General features: G+C 65.9%; 17 protein-coding genes. 9 read left to right on the top strand and 8 right to left on the bottom strand.

The annotated features are described in order from the left end of the window. Nucleotides 1–17 precede the first annotated feature (17 nt). From A8G00_RS07650 to A8G00_RS07620, 7 genes are all read right to left on the bottom strand, one after another. A complete protein-coding gene (locus A8G00_RS07650; RefSeq protein WP_061938288.1) occupies nt 18–1475 on the bottom strand; it encodes a TRAFs-binding domain-containing protein in 1458 nt (485 codons plus the stop codon). A 52-nt stretch (nt 1476–1527) separates the two neighbouring features. Further along, nucleotides 1528–2127, bottom strand: a complete 600-nt coding sequence (locus A8G00_RS07645) for a hypothetical protein (protein WP_044662700.1) — start codon at nt 2125–2127, stop codon at nt 1528–1530. After that, the gene (locus tag A8G00_RS07640; protein WP_103000407.1) at nt 2128–3840 is read right to left on the bottom strand and encodes a toll/interleukin-1 receptor domain-containing protein; all 1713 of its coding nucleotides are present in this window, start codon (nt 3838–3840) and stop codon (nt 2128–2130) included. A 409-nt stretch (nt 3841–4249) separates the two neighbouring features. After that, nucleotides 4250–5065 carry a ferredoxin--NADP reductase gene (locus A8G00_RS07635; RefSeq protein WP_048576854.1) on the bottom strand — a complete coding sequence of 272 codons (816 nt, stop codon included), beginning with the start codon at nt 5063–5065 and terminating at the stop codon, nt 4250–4252. A gap of 158 nt (nt 5066–5223) precedes the next feature. Beyond that, nucleotides 5224–5436: a hypothetical protein gene (locus A8G00_RS07630; RefSeq protein ID WP_226870181.1), complete on the bottom strand. Its 213-nt coding sequence runs from the start codon at nt 5434–5436 to the stop codon at nt 5224–5226. Between the two features lie 144 nt (nt 5437–5580). Beyond that, the gene (locus A8G00_RS07625) at nt 5581–5898 is read right to left on the bottom strand and encodes a hypothetical protein (RefSeq protein ID WP_025547568.1); all 318 of its coding nucleotides are present in this window, start codon (nt 5896–5898) and stop codon (nt 5581–5583) included. Between the two features lie 112 nt (nt 5899–6010). Next, nucleotides 6011–7606, bottom strand: a complete 1596-nt coding sequence (locus A8G00_RS07620) for a phosphoenolpyruvate carboxykinase (protein ID WP_061938393.1) — start codon at nt 7604–7606, stop codon at nt 6011–6013. A 289-nt stretch (nt 7607–7895) separates the two neighbouring features. Between A8G00_RS07620 and A8G00_RS07615 the strand changes: the two genes are divergently transcribed. The 9 genes from A8G00_RS07615 (at nt 7896) to A8G00_RS07575 (ending at nt 15844) form a co-directional block, all read left to right on the top strand. Beyond that, nucleotides 7896–8603: a response regulator transcription factor gene (locus A8G00_RS07615; RefSeq protein WP_044662702.1), complete on the top strand. Its 708-nt coding sequence runs from the start codon at nt 7896–7898 to the stop codon at nt 8601–8603. Continuing rightward, a complete protein-coding gene (locus A8G00_RS07610; RefSeq protein WP_103000406.1) occupies nt 8569–10164 on the top strand; it encodes a stimulus-sensing domain-containing protein in 1596 nt (531 codons plus the stop codon). The genes A8G00_RS07615 and A8G00_RS07610 overlap by 35 nt, the downstream gene beginning before the upstream one ends. A gap of 228 nt (nt 10165–10392) precedes the next feature. After that, nucleotides 10393–10842, top strand: a complete 450-nt coding sequence (locus tag A8G00_RS07605; RefSeq protein WP_025547576.1) for an HPr kinase/phosphorylase — start codon at nt 10393–10395, stop codon at nt 10840–10842. Continuing rightward, nucleotides 10839–11771 carry an RNase adapter RapZ gene (rapZ, locus tag A8G00_RS07600; protein ID WP_048576855.1) on the top strand — a complete coding sequence of 311 codons (933 nt, stop codon included), beginning with the start codon at nt 10839–10841 and terminating at the stop codon, nt 11769–11771. Before A8G00_RS07605 ends, rapZ begins: the two co-directional genes overlap by 4 nt. 32 nt (nt 11772–11803) lie before the next feature. After that, nucleotides 11804–12208, top strand: a complete 405-nt coding sequence (locus tag A8G00_RS07595; protein ID WP_025547579.1) for a PTS sugar transporter subunit IIA — start codon at nt 11804–11806, stop codon at nt 12206–12208. After that, entirely contained in the window at nt 12205–12477 is a 273-nt protein-coding gene (locus A8G00_RS07590; RefSeq protein ID WP_025547580.1) for an HPr family phosphocarrier protein, read from the top strand. Before A8G00_RS07595 ends, A8G00_RS07590 begins: the two co-directional genes overlap by 4 nt. A 117-nt stretch (nt 12478–12594) precedes the next feature. Beyond that, entirely contained in the window at nt 12595–13590 is a 996-nt protein-coding gene (locus tag A8G00_RS07585; protein WP_048576856.1) for a sensor domain-containing diguanylate cyclase, read from the top strand. Between the two features lie 134 nt (nt 13591–13724). Continuing rightward, nucleotides 13725–14525 (top strand): RNA methyltransferase, encoded by an 801-nt coding sequence (locus A8G00_RS07580; RefSeq protein WP_044662706.1) that lies wholly within the window; start codon nt 13725–13727, stop codon nt 14523–14525. Between the two features lie 44 nt (nt 14526–14569). Continuing rightward, nucleotides 14570–15844, top strand: coding sequence for an MFS transporter (locus tag A8G00_RS07575; protein WP_103000427.1), 1275 nt, complete (start codon nt 14570–14572; stop codon nt 15842–15844). On the opposite strand, the gene A8G00_RS07570 is transcribed toward A8G00_RS07575, so the two are convergent. After that, entirely contained in the window at nt 15816–16352 is a 537-nt protein-coding gene (locus tag A8G00_RS07570; RefSeq protein WP_103000405.1) for a GNAT family N-acetyltransferase, read from the bottom strand. The two genes, A8G00_RS07575 and A8G00_RS07570, sit on opposite strands and share 29 nt — an antisense overlap. Nucleotides 16353–16429: the final 77 nt, after the last annotated feature.

Genomic DNA, 16429 nt, shown 5'->3' with positions numbered 1-16429 from the left:
AGGCGATTCCCCCAGGCTCAGGGAAACAGGCCATAAAGCGCCAGGTCGCCCGACGCCGTCCTGATGTCGCCCATCGGCTGCACATTCGCCTCCGGCGCATGCAGGGCAAGGGCAAGGGCGGCCGACTCGCTCAACGCCACCGCCCCCTCCAGGTCCGCGGCGGCGATCATGAGCGCACGATCCCAGCGTCCGTCCTGCGTGTCGGCCAGGGCGCGGTAATCCAGCGCCAGCCGGGCCTCGGGATGGTCGCCGCGCAAAGCAGCGGCCCTGTGGGCCGCGTCGGCAAGGGAAGACTGGCCATAGGCATGCTGCCCCTCCTGCCCGATCAAGAGCGTCGCATCCCCGCCGAAGTGGAAGGGCAGGGATTCCGGAACGGCGATCAGCGCCACGACTTCCGCCTCCGGCGACAGGGCGACCTGAGCGGCGTTGCTCCGTTCCAGCGCCAGCCGATCCAGCCGAAGCCCCAGCGCTTCCCAGCCTGCCATGTCGCCTCCCCCCTCCTCGCCCCGCCCGACGATCTGCAAGGCGCGGGCGGAGGATTGCAGGCGCTTGGCCTCGCACAGGGCCAGCCCCATGGCGGCCTGCCTCGACACCTCGACGGATGCATTGCTGAGCGGTTGCCAGTCGTCCATTTCCCTGACCGACACCGCCCTTCCCATCAACGCATCGAACCGATCGGCCCATGCCGGACCGAAGGGATCGACCGACGCCGCCCGGAACAGTTCGGCCGGACAGGGCAGAACGACATGCAGCTGGCGGCCCGCCTCAATGGCCGCCTCCGCCACCAATATGTCCGCCCCGGCGGCCAGCGCCCCGATCACCATGGAAGGGGCCAATGCATCCACCGCCCCGGCAATCGTGCGGGCCGCCTGGGCGTCATCGGCTGCAAGGCCCAATATTCCCTCGAAATAGAGCGGCGAAGCCGGACGGTGGCGGTCCAGCCAGTCCGCCGGCCGCCCCGCCTCCGCCAGGATCATCGCGAACTGTCGCAGCGTGGAGGCATGATCCTCCCACGCTTCGGGCTGATGCCCGATGGCCTGCCGCAGCATCCGTTCGGCATCCTGGGTCCGGCCCAGCAGCAGCAGCGCTTCGGCCCGCGTCGCATCGATCCAATAGGGCGTCTCGGCGGCGCGCAGCGGATCGTCGAGCAGCGTCATCACGGCATTGGCCAGCGTCACCGCCGCCTCGTGCCGCCCTGCCACATAGGCCAGCGTCGCCGCGTTGATCAACGGATAGGTCGCATGCGAAAGGGCGGAAGCACGCTCATAGGCGGTGATGGCCCGGTTCAGCAATTCTTCCCGCGCCGCGCCGCTCTCCCCCGCCGCGCGGTCCTTCAGCAGGCGTCCGTAAACCGTCAGCACATCCGGGTCGTCCGATTGCGGCGACAGGCCGGCGGCATGGAATGTGGTCCAGGCCTGTTCCAGCGCGCCCGCCCGGGCCAATCGCGTGATGCTGTTAAGCTGCGGCCTGATCATTTCCCGCCTTGTCCCACAAGCGCCCGTCCGCCGCCACCGGATTCGCGCGATCCTATTTCCGCGGTCCCTTGCTGACGCCGTCGGGATCGATCGCCAGGACAACCCCCGAATCGCCGCCATGTTCATAACGGCCGCGAATATAGAGATTGAAGATGAAGCCCTGCTCCTCCCCTTCCTTCAACGGTTCGCCGGTATAGCCGTTGCACATGTAGTTGCGGCAGCGCAGCGCCGGATAGCCGCCGATGTCGGTCATCTCCAGGTCGTAGAAGCTGCGGTTGGGCGCCACCGGCGCGGGCGGCGGGGGCAGCGAACTGTTTTCCTTCTTCTCCACGAACCAGATCGGATCGGTGTCCTTTCCGTCATGGAAGCTGTAGCCGGGCGCATCCAATATGATGGTGAAGAAGCACATATATTCGACGAAGGCGATGTTCTCGAACCCATAGCCCCTGAATTCGGGATATTGCGCGGGGTCGCGGGACTGCGCCATCTTCAGCAGGCGCGCCTCCGTGGCCTGCAGTCCGCGTTCGCAGATCGGCGCGAACCAGCGGCTGACATTCCACGCGCCTTCCCGCACGCGAATGGAGAGCAGGGTGACATGATCGATCTTGTCGCCGGGGCCGATGGTCCTGACACTGTTCCCGTAAGGCAGCATTCACTCCCCCTTTGCCGAAGCCCTGTCATTCGACTGTGCTATAGCATCCAGACGCCGGATCGACGTAGCCCGAAATGCCGGGTCCGCCGCGGCCGTCGGACTTGCATCATGCATGATCCGACGGGCCTGGTCGACCAGTCGGTGGACCTCCGCGCCCTGGTGGCGCGCCCTCGCCACCTCGGCTGCATCCATCAGCAGCCGCAAATGCTGCTCGAACCAGTTCTGGTTCTCCGGATCGCGCTGGCGCAGCGCCGAAGACTGGCTCCGCGCATCGCGCAGCAGCCTGACCGCCTTGGCCGTCTCACCGGTCTCGAACGCGATCCGCGCAAGCGAACGGGTCGCCACCAGAGTGTCATAGGCGATGTCGCCATTTTGCGGATCTTCCCGCCGCAAGGGTTCGAGCAGCCTCAGTTGCTCCAGCCGATGCTGCTCCGACGCCCGGAAGTCGCGGCGGTCGAAATGCACGTCGGCCAGCCGCGCATGGCGTTCGGCCACTTCCATGCGAATGTTGAGCGATCCGGGATCGGCCTGCTGCGCCCGCTGGAACCAGTAGAGCGACTTCGCATAATTCCGGATCGCATCGTCATGGTCGTTCTTCGATTCCCATTGGACCGAAGCGATGTTGCTGAGCGCATAGCCCATTTCCGTGAAGCTGCGCGCCGCCTGGGGCTGATACCGGAAAAGCTCGCGGGCCCAATGCAGATAGGCCCGATAATGCCTGAGCGCGGCGTCGGCCTGCCCGGATAGCTGATCGACCTGCCCGATCCAGAATTCGCTCTGCGCGTGCACGAAGATCCATTCGGGCCGCTGGGGATCGTCGTCCAGCAGAGCGGTGGTGGTGCGATGCGCTTCCTCGAACTTGCGCCGTGCCGCCGGCAGGCTGCCGCGCGCGATGTCGTCCTCCCCCATCGCCTGAAGGATGCGCGCCCGCCTTTCCAGGCTGTCGTCCGGCAAATCGTCGAGGTCGCCCTGGTCGCGATAATAGTTCATCGCCCGGTCGTTGACGACGGTCAGGGCATCCAGGCGACCGACGCTGCGCAGACGTTCCCGCAAATCGGTCAGCATGAATTCGATGATCCCTTCTGCTTCGGCGCGTTGCCGCTCCGCTTCCCGCTGCGCTTGCAAGGCCGCAATCGACAGCGCGAGAAAAGCTAGCATGACCAGCAGCAGGGCCAGCGTGACAGCCGTCACGCGCCGGACGCGCCGCTGCGCATCGCGCTGCACCAGCCGGTCCAGGCCGATCCCGGCCAGCCCGGCAATGATCTTCAGGGTGCCCAGCCGAACGCCGTCGCCCTCCCGCCGAAGGTCGGCGGCAAGCGGTTCGCCACCGTCCCGCAACACAGGCGGAAAGGCCTCTTCCGGTTCGCCTTCGATGATCGCCGCCAGGATCGGCCGGTCGGGGTGGAGGACGCGGAACAGGCGGATTTCCTTGTCCACCCAGGGCGAAGCCGCCGCATGGGGCGAACACAGGACCACCAAAGCCGCCGATCGGGAAAGCGCCTGCTTCACCGCCTCCGACAGGTCGGCCGCGGCAGGCAGTTCGTCACGGTCGCGGAAGATCGGGCCAAGCCGCCGCCCGCCGTCGGATCGCATGGCGCCCTTGGGCAGCCGATAGGATTCCAGCCGCCGTTGCAGCCCGCGCGCGGCCCGAACGTCCCTGTGATTATAGCTCAGGAAAGCGGTGTAGGCCGCCTTCGCACTGTCTGCCCGCATCTCCACAAATCGCGCCGTCGCCCCTTCCTACGCCGGAGGTGGACTGCTTATCGCGATGTTCCACCGAAAAATCGACCGCTTTGCCGAATCGCCCGCTGCCGCAACGGCCGAATGGAGCCGCATCCCGGGCGCGACTCGCCGCGGGGGCCATGCGCGGACGCCGGAGCATATCCGATAAACCGTTCATAATGGACGATGATCATCTTGCCATCGGCACGGGAAAGGGAAACAAGGATATGGACCGGCCAGAAGCAAAGCCTCGGGTCGCAGCCGGTTCATTGCGATGACATCGTCTGGCGCCGTTGCGATTCCGGCCTTGCGCCGCCTGCCCCCATCATGAAGACCATCAACGGAAAAGCAGAAGGGCCGGCATCGCCGCCAGCCCTTCCCTTGCCGATGCCGCAGGCGATCAGCCTACGAAGGCGCGCTCGATCACATAGGCGCCGGGCGCGGCGTTGGAGCCCTCGGCAAAGCCCTGTTCCTCGAAATAGGCGCCGAACTGCTTGATCATCTCCATGCTGCCGCACATCATGATCCGGTCGGTCTCGGGATTGAACTTCGGCTCGCCTGCAATCCCTTCGAACAGCGCGCCCGTTTCCACCAGCTTGTCGATGCGGACGTTGTTGCGGAAGGGTTCGCGCGTCACGGTCGGCACATAATGGAACTGGCTGGCCGCCTGCTCGGCCACCAGCGGATCTTCCGCCAGCTTGCCCGACAGCTCGTCATGGAAGGCAAGGTCGCTCACCCGGCGGACCGAATGGACCACCACGACCTGCTCGTAAAATTCATAGACGTCCGGATCGCGCGCCAGGCTGAGGAAGGGCGCCAGCCCCGTGCCGGTCGACAGCATGAACAGCCGCTTGCCCGGCAGCAGCGCGTCCGTGACGAGCGTGCCGGTCGGCTTGCGCCCCAGATAGATCTGGTCGCCGGGCTGGATCAGTTGCAGTTTGGACGTCAGCGGCCCGTCCTGCACCTTGATCGACAGAAACTCCAGTTCCTCGTCCCAGGCGGGGCTGGCGACCGAATAGGCGCGCAGCAGCGGCTTGCCATTGTCGCCCTGCAAACCGATCATCACGAACTCGCCCGACCGGAAGCGGAAGCTGGCCGGCCGCGTGATGCGGAAACTGAACAGATGTTCGTTCCAATGCCGCACCGACAGCACGGTTTCCACTGAAAGCGCGCCGGTCGGTTCCAGCACCGGCTTTTCGATCGTCACGTCGTTCAAAACCTTTTCCCCTGCCAAATCCAGGGCGACTGTCGCGGGTAAGAGCGTCAGTTGCGTGGGCTTCGCAATAAGCTATGCAGCGCGAATGCCCCTTGGGACGTTCCAAGGCAAGGCGAAAAAAACTTGTCCGTGCGAAAGCTGGCGATCATCCGCGCGGATCAGGACCGCGGGCAAAGCGGCGGCACCGCGCGACGCGCCGGAACGCAGCAGGGAAGATTGCGCGTCTCCGGCGCATTCAGCGCACGGTAGCTGGGCACGCAGGCCCCGTCCTGCATCCATTCACCGGACAGAAATTGGCTCTGCGCCTGCGCGTTGCTGCTCAATATCGCTGCAATGGCGGCGCTGCCGCGCAGCATATCCCCCATCATCATGATTTTCCCCTGCTCCCGGAGCGCCGACACGCCCGTCCCGCAGCAAGCTCATAATCGCTTATCTATCCAAAAGCATACCCAATCCGGGGTATGTCCGGCCATTTCCGCAAAATCCGTCATCCCAGCGCGCGCCGGGACGGCGGATCAGCCGAAAAGACCTTTGGCCAGCCCGCCCAGTTCGTTGAGCGGATTGCCGTCGCCATCCCGGTCGAACAGGCCGCCGATCTTCGCCAATATGGCTTCCGGGCCGCCGAAATGGGCGAACAGCTCCTGCAACTTGTCCGCCGACACGCCATGTTCGGCGGCCGTGGTCGCCAGCGCGGCGACATCGGTCTCGCCCGAAGCGATCTTGCCGCCGATTTCGCTCATCAAGGCCTGCATCTGGTCGGGCTGAAGGCCGATCTTCGCGGCAACCGCCTCCAGGCCACCCATATTGCCCAGCAAATCGTCGAACAGTGCCATAGCTCATATCCCGCTGAAGTTTGATGCAGGATAGCATTCCGTCCCGCCGACGGGAAGCGAAAGAGGCCGGAAGATCGCTCCCCGGCCCCTGTCGTTACGAAATGCGGGCCTGTCAGGCCGCCGTCAGCGCCGCGTCGCGCACCGACGCATCGACATGATCCTCGAACTGGGCGAAATTGTCGACGAACTGCTTGACCAGCTTGCCGGCGGTTTCGTCATAGGCCGCCTTGTCGGGCCAGGTCGCGCGCGGATCGAGTATGGTCGAATCCACGCCCGGAACCGCAACCGGCACCTGGAAGCCGAAATTGGGATCGGTGCGGAATTCGGCGTTGTTGAGGCTGCCGTCGAGCGCCGCGTTCAGCAGGGCCCGCGTCACCTTGATCGGCATGCGCTTGCCGACGCCATATTTGCCCCCGGTCCAGCCGGTGTTGACCAGCCAACAGGTCACGCCGCCCTTGTTGATCCGTTCCTTCAGCAGGTTGCCGTAAACGGAAGGGTGACGCGGCATGAACGGCGCGCCGAAGCAGGTGGAGAAGGTCGCGGACGGCTCCGTCACGCCGATCTCTGTCCCGGCGACGCGCGCGGTATAGCCCGAAAGGAAATGATACATGGCCTGGTCCGGCGTCAGCCGCGCGATCGGCGGCAAAACCCCGTAAGCATCGGCGGTCAGGAAGATGATGTTCTTCGGCACCGGCCCCAGATTCTTCTCCGACGCATTCGGGATGAAGTCGATCGGGTAGGAACCCCGGCTATTCTCGGCCAGGCTGTTGTCGTCCAGGTCGATCTCGCGGGTTTCCTCGTCGATCACGACATTTTCCAGCACCGTGCCGAACCGCTTGGTGGTGGCGAAGATCTCCGGCTCGGCCTCGGCCGACAGGTTGATCATCTTGGCGTAGCAGCCGCCCTCGAAATTGAAGACGGCGGTGTCCGACCAGCCATGCTCGTCATCCCCGATCAGCGTGCGGCTGGCATCGGCCGACAGGGTGGTCTTGCCCGTGCCCGACAGGCCGAAGAAGACCGCCGTGTCGCCGTTCGGACCGATATTGGCCGAACAGTGCATCGGCATCACGCCCCGCGTCGGCAGCAGATAGTTGAGGATGCCGAAGACCGACTTCTTCATCTCTCCGGCATAGCGGGTGCCGCCGATCAGGATCAGCTTCTCGGTGAAGTTGACCGCGATCACCGTCTCGCTGCGGGTGCCGTGACGGGCCGGGTCGGCCTGGAAGGTGGGCAGGTCGATGATCGTATATTCAGGCGCGAAATCCGCCAGCTCCTCCGCGCCCGGACGGACCAGCAGCGTGCGGATGAAGAGGTTATGCCAGGCGAATTCGTTGATGATCCGCACGTTGACGCGATGCTCAGGCTGCGATCCGCCGAACAGATCGGCAATGTACAGCTTGTCCTTCTGCCCCAGGGCGGCGAAGAAATCGGCCTTCAGCGCGGCGAAATGGTCCGGCGTCATGGGCACGTTGGTCTTGCCCCACCAGACGGTGGATTCGGTTTCCGCGTCCCTGACGATGAACTTGTCGCTTGCCGACCGCCCGGTATGCTTGCCGGTCTTGACCACCAGCGGGCCGTCCTTGGCCAATATGCCCTCGCCATTGGCAAGCGCGGCTTCGACCAGCGGCGCGGTGCCCAGATTCCAATATTGATCGGCGCTGGTGGAAATGCCCTGCCGATCGAGGGTGAAAGAGGATTTGGCCTGCACGCCTTTACTCCTGAATATCATTATGTCCGGCCGCCATCTTATCATGTTCACGGCCGGTCCGCCTCTCGACGCCGCGATCTTCGCCGCTTGGCGCCATCTGCTGCAGACCTAGCGGGCATAAGCCTTTGCAGAAGATGCGTCAAACCCCGGGAAACCCCGCATCCCCGGCATTTATCCCGAATTCCCATGGCTACACCGCATAACCCGCCCGCCCGGCCTTCCTTGCAGGGGAAGCCGCCTTCGTCTAACGCAGGGGCATTCCCATTGCCGACGATTTTCGGGGCGCAGCATGACCGCAACCATCGCTCTGGTGGACGATGACAAGAATATCCTGACCTCCGTCTCCATCGCGTTGCAGACGGAAGGGTTCCTGACGCGCCTCTATTCGGACCCGGAGGCGGCGCTGAAGGCGCTGATAGAAAATCCCGCCGACCTGGCCGTGTTCGACATCAAGATGCCGCGCATGGACGGGTTGGAACTGCTGCGGCGGCTGCGGGAAAAGAGCCATATGCCGGTCATCTTCCTGACGTCCAAGGCCGACGAACTGGACGAGGCGCTGGGCCTCGCCATGGGCGCGGACGATTATATCAGCAAGCCTTTCTCCCAGCGGCTGCTGATCGCGCGCATCCGCGCGATCCTGCGCCGGGCGGAGGCGAGCAAGGTGGATGCCGCGCCCGACGAGCCGGTGGCCGAACCGATCGTGCGCGGCCGGCTGGAAATGGACCCTGCCCGCCACCGGGTCAAATGGATGGGCCGGGACGTGACGCTGACCGTGACCGAATTCCTGATCCTGGAAACGCTCGCCGCGCGCCCCGGCGTGGTCAAGAACCGCAACCAGCTGATGGATGCCGCCTATCAGGACGACGTCTATGTCGACGACCGCACCATCGACAGCCACATCAAGCGCCTTCGCCGCAAGTTCCGCGAAGTCGACCCCGAATTCAACGCAATCGACACCCTCTATGGCGCCGGCTATCGTTTCTCCGAAGAAGCATGACGCGGGCGCAAGGTGGAGCTGGTCCGGCCGGATCAGCCTGACCCCGCGCATCCTGGCGGTCAATGTGTTCGCGCTGGCGCTGCTGGCGGGCGGCTTCTTCTATCTGGACAGCTACCGCACGCGCATCGTCGACGACCGGCTGGAGCAGTCGGCGCGCGAATTGAAGCTGCTGGCCATTGGCCTTGAAAATGCGCCGGCGGACCGGCAGGACGCGCTGATCGCCGCCTATGCGCGGCAGACCGGCGACCGCGTGCGCCGCTATGACGCGGAGGGACGGCTGATCGCCGACAGCTTCGCCATGAACGCGCCGCGCTATCGCCTGCGCCTGCCCGCCGAGGAGGAATGGCAGCGCCATGTCGCCCGCTTCCTCGACAAGGTGATAGACCGCATCGTGTCCGCCGACCGCCCACCCAATTTCGAGGAGCCGGCGGTCGACCGGGCACAGGCATGGCCCGAAATGGTGGTGGCGCGCAAAAGCGGCCGCACCCAGGCGGTGAACCGCTATGCCCCCGACCGCACCTTCATGATCTCCGCGGCGGTCAATGTGAAGGACGGCACCGGCCTGCTGGCGACGGAAAATGCCCGCGACATCACGCGCACCGTCCGCGCGGAGCGTTTCCGCCTGGGCATGGTGCTGGCGGCGGCGGTGCTGGCTTCCGTCCTGCTCTCCCTGTTCCTGGCCCGGACCATCGTGCAGCCGCTGCAACGCCTCGCCCGCGCGGCGGTGCGCGTGCGGCTGGGGCGGGCGCGCGAAGTCACCGTGCCGCGCCTGCCCGACCGGCGGGACGAGATCGGCATGCTGGCCCGCGCCCTGTCCGACATGAGCCATGCGCTGCGCCAGCGGATCGACGCGACCGACGCCTTCGCCGCCGATGTCAGCCATGAGCTGAAGAACCCCATCGCCTCCCTGCGCTCCGCCCTCGACGCGCTGGACCGGGTGGACAAGCCGGAACTGCGCGCCCAGCTGATGGCGATCGCGCAGGACGATGTGCGCCGGCTCGACCGGCTGGTGACGGACATTGCCGAAGCTTCGCGCATCGACGCGCAGCTTTCCCGCACCCGGTTCGAGCCGATCGACCTCGGCCTGTTGATCGAGAAGATGGTGGTCGCCCGCGAAGCCCGCGGCGTGCCCCGCGGCGTGCGCCTCGCCTTCGCCCGGCCACGCAGGAATGTCGCGGTTGCGCTGGGAGAGGAGCAGCGGATCATCCGCGTGCTCGACAACCTCATCGACAATGCGATCTCCTTCTCCCCCGATGACGGGCTGGTCCAGATCGTCGCGACCGTGGCGGACAATGAAGTGCTGGTCAGCGTGGAGGATGAGGGTCCGGGCGTCCCGCAATCGGAACGCGAGCATGTCTTCCGCCGGTTCCACAGCGTCCGCCCGGAAAATGAGGCGTTCGGCAAGCATTCGGGCCTTGGCCTCGCCATCGCCCGCTCCATCGTGGAGGGGCATCAGGGCAAGATCAGCATCGCGGACCGCCAGGACGCGCAAAGCGGCGCCTGCTTCATCGTGCGCCTGCCCATGGCGGTCGAACGCGATCCGGGCATCGTTTCGGAATAAGCCGGAACGGGGGAGGCGCAGATACTCTCCCTCCCATGGGCGGGAGGAGGCCGGGATTTTCGACTGCCGCCCTCCAGGCCCGCTGCGCCGCGCCGACCGTCTGCGGGGAATGGCCTGAATTTGCCCCTCCCCCACACCCCCACTGCACCATAATGAGAAACGCCCCGGTTAATTCGATTTCCACCAGCGCCAACAGGAGCTAATATGACGTCAAAGCGATAAGGCGATATGGCGTCGACACATTCTTCCGAAACCCTGCATGCGACCAGCGTGGCGATCGACGGCCGGGCCGTGCTGCTCTGCGGCCCCAGCGGCATGGGCAAGTCCGACCTGGCGCTGCGCCTGATCGATCGCGGCGCCGTGCTGGTGAGCGACGACTATACCCGCCTGCTGGAGATCGAAGGGCGCCTGTTCGCCCGCGCGCCCGACCGGATCGTCGGCATGATGGAGGTGCGCGGCCTGGGGCTGGTCGACATGCCCCATGCGGACAACGCTCCGGTCGCGCTGGCCGTCGACCTCAGCGACGATGTGGAGCGCATGCCGCCGGAAACCGCGCAACGGTCCATCGCCGGGGTCGCAATCCCCGTGGTCCGGCTCGCCCCGTTCGAAGCATCCGCCCCGATCAAGGTGGAACTCGCCGTCCGGACCCTGGGCCTCGGGAGCATGGACCCGTTGTGAGCCTGGAAACGCCGAAGACCATCCTGCTCGTGTCCGGCCTGTCAGGCGCGGGCAAGACGACCGCGCTCAAGACGCTGGAGGATATGGGCTGGGAAGTGGTCGACAACCTGCCGCTGGTGCTGCTCGACCGCCTGCTCGACACCCCCCTGCCGGAGGGGCATGAGGAAGGGACGGACCGTCCTCTGGCGCTGGGCATCGACGCGCGCACCCGCGGCTTCGACGCCGCCGCCATCGTCCAGCGGATCAAGGCCCTGCGCGCTCGCCACGGCCATGATGTGGAAACGCTGTTCCTCGACTGCTCCGGCGAGGAGCTGGAGCGTCGTTTCGCGGAAACCCGCCGCCGCCATCCGCTGGCCACCGACCGCCCGGCCCGCCATGGCATCGCCCGCGAGCGGGAACTGACCGAACCGCTGCGCCGCTGGGCCAATCAGGTGATCGACACCAGCAGCCTCACCAGCAACGGCCTGCAACAGGAAATCCGCAACCGCTTCTCGCGCGAGGGGCTGTCGGACCCGGTGCTGACCATCATGTCCTTCGGCTATTCGCGCGGCGTGCCGCTCAACGCCGATCTGGTGTTCGACATGCGCTTCCTGCGCAATCCCCATTGGGAGGAGGCGCTGCGGCCGAAGACGGGGCTCGACCCCGCTGTCGCCGCCTATATCATGGAAGATCCCGCCTATGAGGAGGCGGTCGGGCGCATCGAACACTTGCTGGCCCTGCTGCTGCCCCGCTATGCGGAGGGCGGAAAAAGCTACATTACCGTGGCCTTTGGCTGTACGGGCGGCCGCCATCGGTCGGTCCATGTGGCCGAGCGCGTCGCCAGATACTTGCAAGATGCGGGCTTTTCGCCCACGGTCTCGCACCGCAATATGGAATCAGCGCCCCAGGACGCCCTGGAGAAGCGCAGACCGGGAGGCCCGAAAGCGTAATCCATGAAGAACAGGTGGGCCACGTAAGCAAGATGATTGGACTGGTACTCGTCACCCATGGGGCGCTGGCGACGGAATTCGTCGTCGCGATGGAGCATGTGGTCGGTCCGCAGCAGCAGATCGAGACCATCTGCATCGGGCCTGAGGACGATATGGAGATGCGCCGCGCCGACATCGCCAATGCGGTGGCGCGCGTCAACGACGGGTCGGGGGTGATCCTGCTGACCGACCTGTTCGGCGGCACCCCCTCCAACCTCGCCATCTCCCTGCTGAAGGCGGGCGAGATAGAGGTGATCGCGGGCATCAACCTGCCCATGCTGATCCGCCTGGAAAGCGCGCGCAAGGTCATGGACGTGCGCCAGGCCGTCGCCGCCGCGCGGGAAGCGGGTCAGAAATATATCAGCGTTGCATCGGAACTGTTGGGCAGCACCACATGAGCGAAATCAGCCAGGAAGTCAGGATCAGCAACCGCCGGGGCCTCCACGCCCGCGCCAGCGCGAAATTCGTGACCCTGGCCAGCGGCCTTCCCGCGCAGATCACCGTGCGCAAGGACGGCAGCGAAGTCACCGGAACCTCCATCATGGGCCTGATGATGCTGGGCGCGGCGATGGGGGACAGCATCGTCATCAGCGCCACCGGTCCCGAGGCAGCCGATTCGCTGGGCAAGCTGGTGACGCTGGTCGAGGATAAATTTGGCGAGGAATAAGGCCGGTCGAGCCTGCTAAGCCTTTGTCAAACATCGGCAAGCGACTATCACAGGATAATATCGAACGGGAATCGCGGGGCGCGGGAAGGGCGCGCCGCCGGTTGAGGATAGTTGGCAATGCTCGATCCAAAGCTGATGGACGAACCGGCGCGTCTCGCCGCGCTGAACCGGTACGAAGTTCTGGATACGCCAAGGGAATCCTCCTTCGACCGCATCACCGATCTGGTCCGCAGCATCCTGGGCGTGCCGATTTCGGCCGTCTCGCTGGTCGATACCGATCGGCAGTGGTTCAAGTCGCTGGCCGGCCTCGACGAAAGCGAAACTGCCCGCGACATCGCCTTTTGCGACCACACCATCCGCCAGCGGGCGCCGATGGTCATCACCGACGCCAAGGAGGATGCCCGCTTCCGCGACAATCCGCTGGTGACGGGCGATCCCAACATCCGCAGCTATGCCGGCATCCCGCTGGAAACGCCGGACGGCTATAATATCGGTTCGCTCTGCGCGATCGACACCGTGCCGCGCGAATTCGACCCGGCGCAGATCGCCATCCTCAAGAATCTCGCCGCGCTGGTGGTCGAGCAGCTCGAACTGCGCCGCATCGCGGAGCGCGATCATCTGACCGGCGCGCTCAGCCGCCGGGCCTTTCTCACCGAAATGAACCGCGCCATCGCCCTGTTCGAACGGCATGAGCGGCCCGCCAGCCTGCTGCTGTTCGACATCGACCATTTCAAGCATATCAACGACACCTACGGCCATCCCGCTGGCGACCAGGTGATCCGCGGCATCGCCCGGCTCTGCGCCGGCCTGCAACGCCCCAGCGATTCGCTCGGGCGGCTGGGCGGCGAGGAATTCGGCATATTGCTGCCCGAAACGGCGGAGGACGATGCCGCAAGGGCGGCGCAGCGCTTCTGCGACGCGATCGCCGCTGCGGAAATGCCCGGCACGCCGCCGCTGCGCGCCACCGTCAGCTTCGGCGTGGCGGAACTGCGCGGCGACTGGCCGACAGGCGAAAGCTGGCTGGCGGTCGCGGACATGGCACTTTATGAAGCCAAGCGCTCCGGCCGCAACCGCGTCGCCGTCGCCCGGCACGGCGCCTCCCAGGCGACCTGAGATAGGGGATCCGGTTTAAAGCCCGCTGGCAGCAAAGCCAAACCCCCACCCTGCCAAGCCCCCTACCCTTTTCCCCTCTCCCCCTATAGAGAGGCCGTTTCGGCGGACCTGCAAAAAGGGCAAGAGACAGCATCGTGGCGCGAGAAATCACCGGATTTTCCAACCCGCTGGTGAAGCGCGTCCGTTCCCTGCGGGAGAAGAAGTTCCGCAAGGCGGAGGGCCTCTTCCTGGCCGAAGGGCTGCGCATCCTGACCGAAGCGCGCGAGGAAGGCGTGCTGCCCGAAATGCTGTTCCACGCCGGTTCCACCCACCCCCTCGCCGCCGACCTGATCGCGGCGATGGAGGCGGCGGGCGGCGACGTGATAGAGACGACGCCCGACATCCTCTCCAAGATCAGCGGCAAGGATAATCCGCAGGCGGTGGTCGGCGTCTATCGCGACCGCTTGACCCCGCTGGCGAAGCTCGACCGGAGCAGGGCCGACATCTGGATCGTCGCCCAGTCGCTGCGCGATCCCGGCAATCTGGGCACGATCCTGCGCACCGGCGATGCGGTCGGCGCGGGCGGTCTGATCCTGATCGACGATTGCGTCGACCCCTTCTCCGTCGAATCCGTGCGGGCCAGCATGGGCGCCCTCTTCACCCAGAGCATCACGCAGGCGCGTTGGGGCGAGTTCATGCACTGGCTGCGCCAGGGGCCGGGCGAGCTGATCGGCACCAGCCTGAAGGCCACGCACGACTATCAGGAACCGCGCTACCAGAGCCCCAGCTTCCTGCTGGTCGGCAATGAGGCGCAGGGCCTGCCCGAAAGCTATGAAGCCGAATGCGACCTGCTGGTGAAGATGCCGATGCTGGGCAAGGCCGACAGCCTGAACGCGGCGGTCGCCTGCGCGGTGATGGCCTATGAATTGCTGAACCAGAAGCGGGCGGGGAAATGACGACGATGGGGGGCGTGCAAGCGGTGGAAGCAGGGGCCAGGGAAATGGGCGGCATGGGCGCGATGCTGCGCCACAAGCGGGTGCTGGCGGCCAGCCTGATCGGCACGGCCGTCGAATTCTACGACTTCTATATCTATGCGACCGCCGCCAGCCTGGTCTTCGGGCCGCTCTTCTTCCCCGCCTCCTCCCCCTCGGCACAATTGCTCGCCGCCTATGGCAGCCTCGCCCTCGCCTTCTTCGCCCGGCCCCTGGGCGCGGCGGTGTTCGGCCATTATGGCGACCGCATCGGGCGGAAGGCGACGCTGGTGACGTCGCTGATGCTGATGGGCGGATCGACGCTGGCGATCGGATTCCTGCCGACCTATCAGAGCATCGGCTGGTGGGCGCCGCTGATCCTGTGCCTCCTGCGCTTCGGACAGGGTTTCGGCCTTGGCGGCGAATGGGGCGGCGCGGCCTTGCTGGCGGTGGAGAATGCGCCTCCGGACTGGCGGGCGCGCTTCGGCATGTTCCCGCAATTGGGCGCGCCGGTGGGCTTCCTCGCCGCCAACGGGCTGTTCCTGTTGCTCGGCATGTTCCTCACTGACAAGGATTTCTTCGCCTGGGGCTGGCGCCTGCCCTTCCTGGGCAGCGCGGTGCTGGTGATCCTGGGCCTGTGGATTCGTCTGAAGCTCACCGAAACGCCGGAATTCGCGGCGGCCAAGGCAGAGGCTCCTCCGCCCGCCGTGCCGCTCGCCACCCTGTTCAAGAGCCATTTGGGCGCGGCCATCGCGGGCACCTTCGCCTGCGCCGCCTGTTTCGCCGTCTATTATATCGCGACCGCCTTCGCCCTCGGCTATGGCACCACCACGCTCAGGATCGACCGCGAAACCTTCCTCGCCATCCAATTGGGCGCGATCCTGTTCATGGCGTTCAGCATCATCGTCGCCGGCTGGTGGTCGGACAGGAGCAGCCCGACCCGCGTGCTGGTCGCGGGCTGCATCGGCACGGTGGCGATGGGCGTGATCTTCGGTCCCGCCATGGGCACCGGGCAATTGCTGCCGATCTTCCTGATCCTCAGCCTCGCCCTGTTCCTGATGGGCTTCGTCTATGGGCCGCTCGGCGCCTATCTGCCGCATCTCTTCCCGGTGCAGCTTCGCTATACCGGCGCGTCCTTCGCCTTCAACCTGGGCGGGATCATCGGCGGCGCGCTGGCGCCCATCGTCGCGACCTGGCTGATCCAGGTCCAGGGCGTCGAGCTGGTCGGCCTCTATATGTCGGCGGCGGCGGCGCTCAGCCTGATCGGCCTCTGGTTCACGAGCCGGGACTCTGGCCGGCAATAGGCTTGCGCATCAGGATCAGCGGCACGCCGCTATCCTCGAACGCCCGCACGTCGGCGAAACCGAAGCTGCGGTAAAGCGGCACGCCCGCCATGGTGGCGGACAGCTCCAGCGCCGCGAAGCCCTCGGCCCGCGCCGCCGCCTCGCAGAGGGAGAGGATCAGCGTGCCCACGCCCTTCCGCACATGATCGGGATGGGTGTACATGGCCCGCACCCTGGCGGCCTCCGCCGCCGGATCGAGCAGCCGGTCGTCCCGCCCCGCGCTATGGTCGCCGCCATAGGCCGTGGCGCGCCGGCTCCAGCCGCCGCAACCGGCAATCTCCCCCCGATCCTCGATCACGAAATAGGTGCCGTCGCTGATCAACCGGCTGTCCAGCCCCATGAAGCCATGGCTGGCCTTCACCTGTTCGGGTGTCAGGAAACCGGATTGCAGGCGGTCGATGGCCAGGGTCATCAGTTCCAGCAGCGCCGGTTCGTCGGCCGGGGTGGCGATACGGTGGAAAAGCGGCATGGACTGGCACCGATAAAAGGCAGAAGGGCGGCGACGGCCCGTGCCGTTCGCCGCCCTTCCGGTTGCAAGACAGGCAG

This window comes from Sphingobium sp. SA916, from assembly GCF_002894065.1.
GTDB classification, from domain to species: Bacteria; Pseudomonadota; Alphaproteobacteria; order Sphingomonadales; family Sphingomonadaceae; genus Sphingobium; species Sphingobium fuliginis.
The sequence above is the reverse complement of the archived record's forward strand: the minus strand, read 5'-3'. Positions and strand labels throughout refer to the sequence as shown.

Excerpts from the sequence above, each read along its gene's own strand:
- A8G00_RS07650 (WP_061938288.1), bottom strand. The coding sequence starts at position 1,475 with ATGATCAGGCCGCAGCTTAACAGCATCACGCGATTGGCCCGGGCGGGC.
- A8G00_RS07645 (WP_044662700.1), bottom strand. The coding sequence starts at position 2,127 with ATGCTGCCTTACGGGAACAGTGTCAGGACCATCGGCCCCGGCGACAAG.
- A8G00_RS07640 (WP_103000407.1), bottom strand. The coding sequence starts at position 3,840 with ATGCGGGCAGACAGTGCGAAGGCGGCCTACACCGCTTTCCTGAGCTAT.
- A8G00_RS07630 (WP_226870181.1), bottom strand. The coding sequence starts at position 5,436 with ATGATGATGGGGGATATGCTGCGCGGCAGCGCCGCCATTGCAGCGATA.
- A8G00_RS07625 (WP_025547568.1), bottom strand. The coding sequence starts at position 5,898 with ATGGCACTGTTCGACGATTTGCTGGGCAATATGGGTGGCCTGGAGGCG.
- A8G00_RS07615 (WP_044662702.1), top strand. The coding sequence starts at position 7,896 with ATGACCGCAACCATCGCTCTGGTGGACGATGACAAGAATATCCTGACC.
- A8G00_RS07610 (WP_103000406.1), top strand. The coding sequence starts at position 8,569 with ATGGCGCCGGCTATCGTTTCTCCGAAGAAGCATGACGCGGGCGCAAGG.
- A8G00_RS07605 (WP_025547576.1), top strand. The coding sequence starts at position 10,393 with ATGGCGTCGACACATTCTTCCGAAACCCTGCATGCGACCAGCGTGGCG.
- A8G00_RS07595 (WP_025547579.1), top strand. The coding sequence starts at position 11,804 with ATGATTGGACTGGTACTCGTCACCCATGGGGCGCTGGCGACGGAATTC.
- A8G00_RS07590 (WP_025547580.1), top strand. The coding sequence starts at position 12,205 with ATGAGCGAAATCAGCCAGGAAGTCAGGATCAGCAACCGCCGGGGCCTC.
- A8G00_RS07585 (WP_048576856.1), top strand. The coding sequence starts at position 12,595 with ATGCTCGATCCAAAGCTGATGGACGAACCGGCGCGTCTCGCCGCGCTG.
- A8G00_RS07575 (WP_103000427.1), top strand. The coding sequence starts at position 14,570 with ATGGGCGGCATGGGCGCGATGCTGCGCCACAAGCGGGTGCTGGCGGCC.
- A8G00_RS07570 (WP_103000405.1), bottom strand. The coding sequence starts at position 16,352 with ATGCCGCTTTTCCACCGTATCGCCACCCCGGCCGACGAACCGGCGCTG.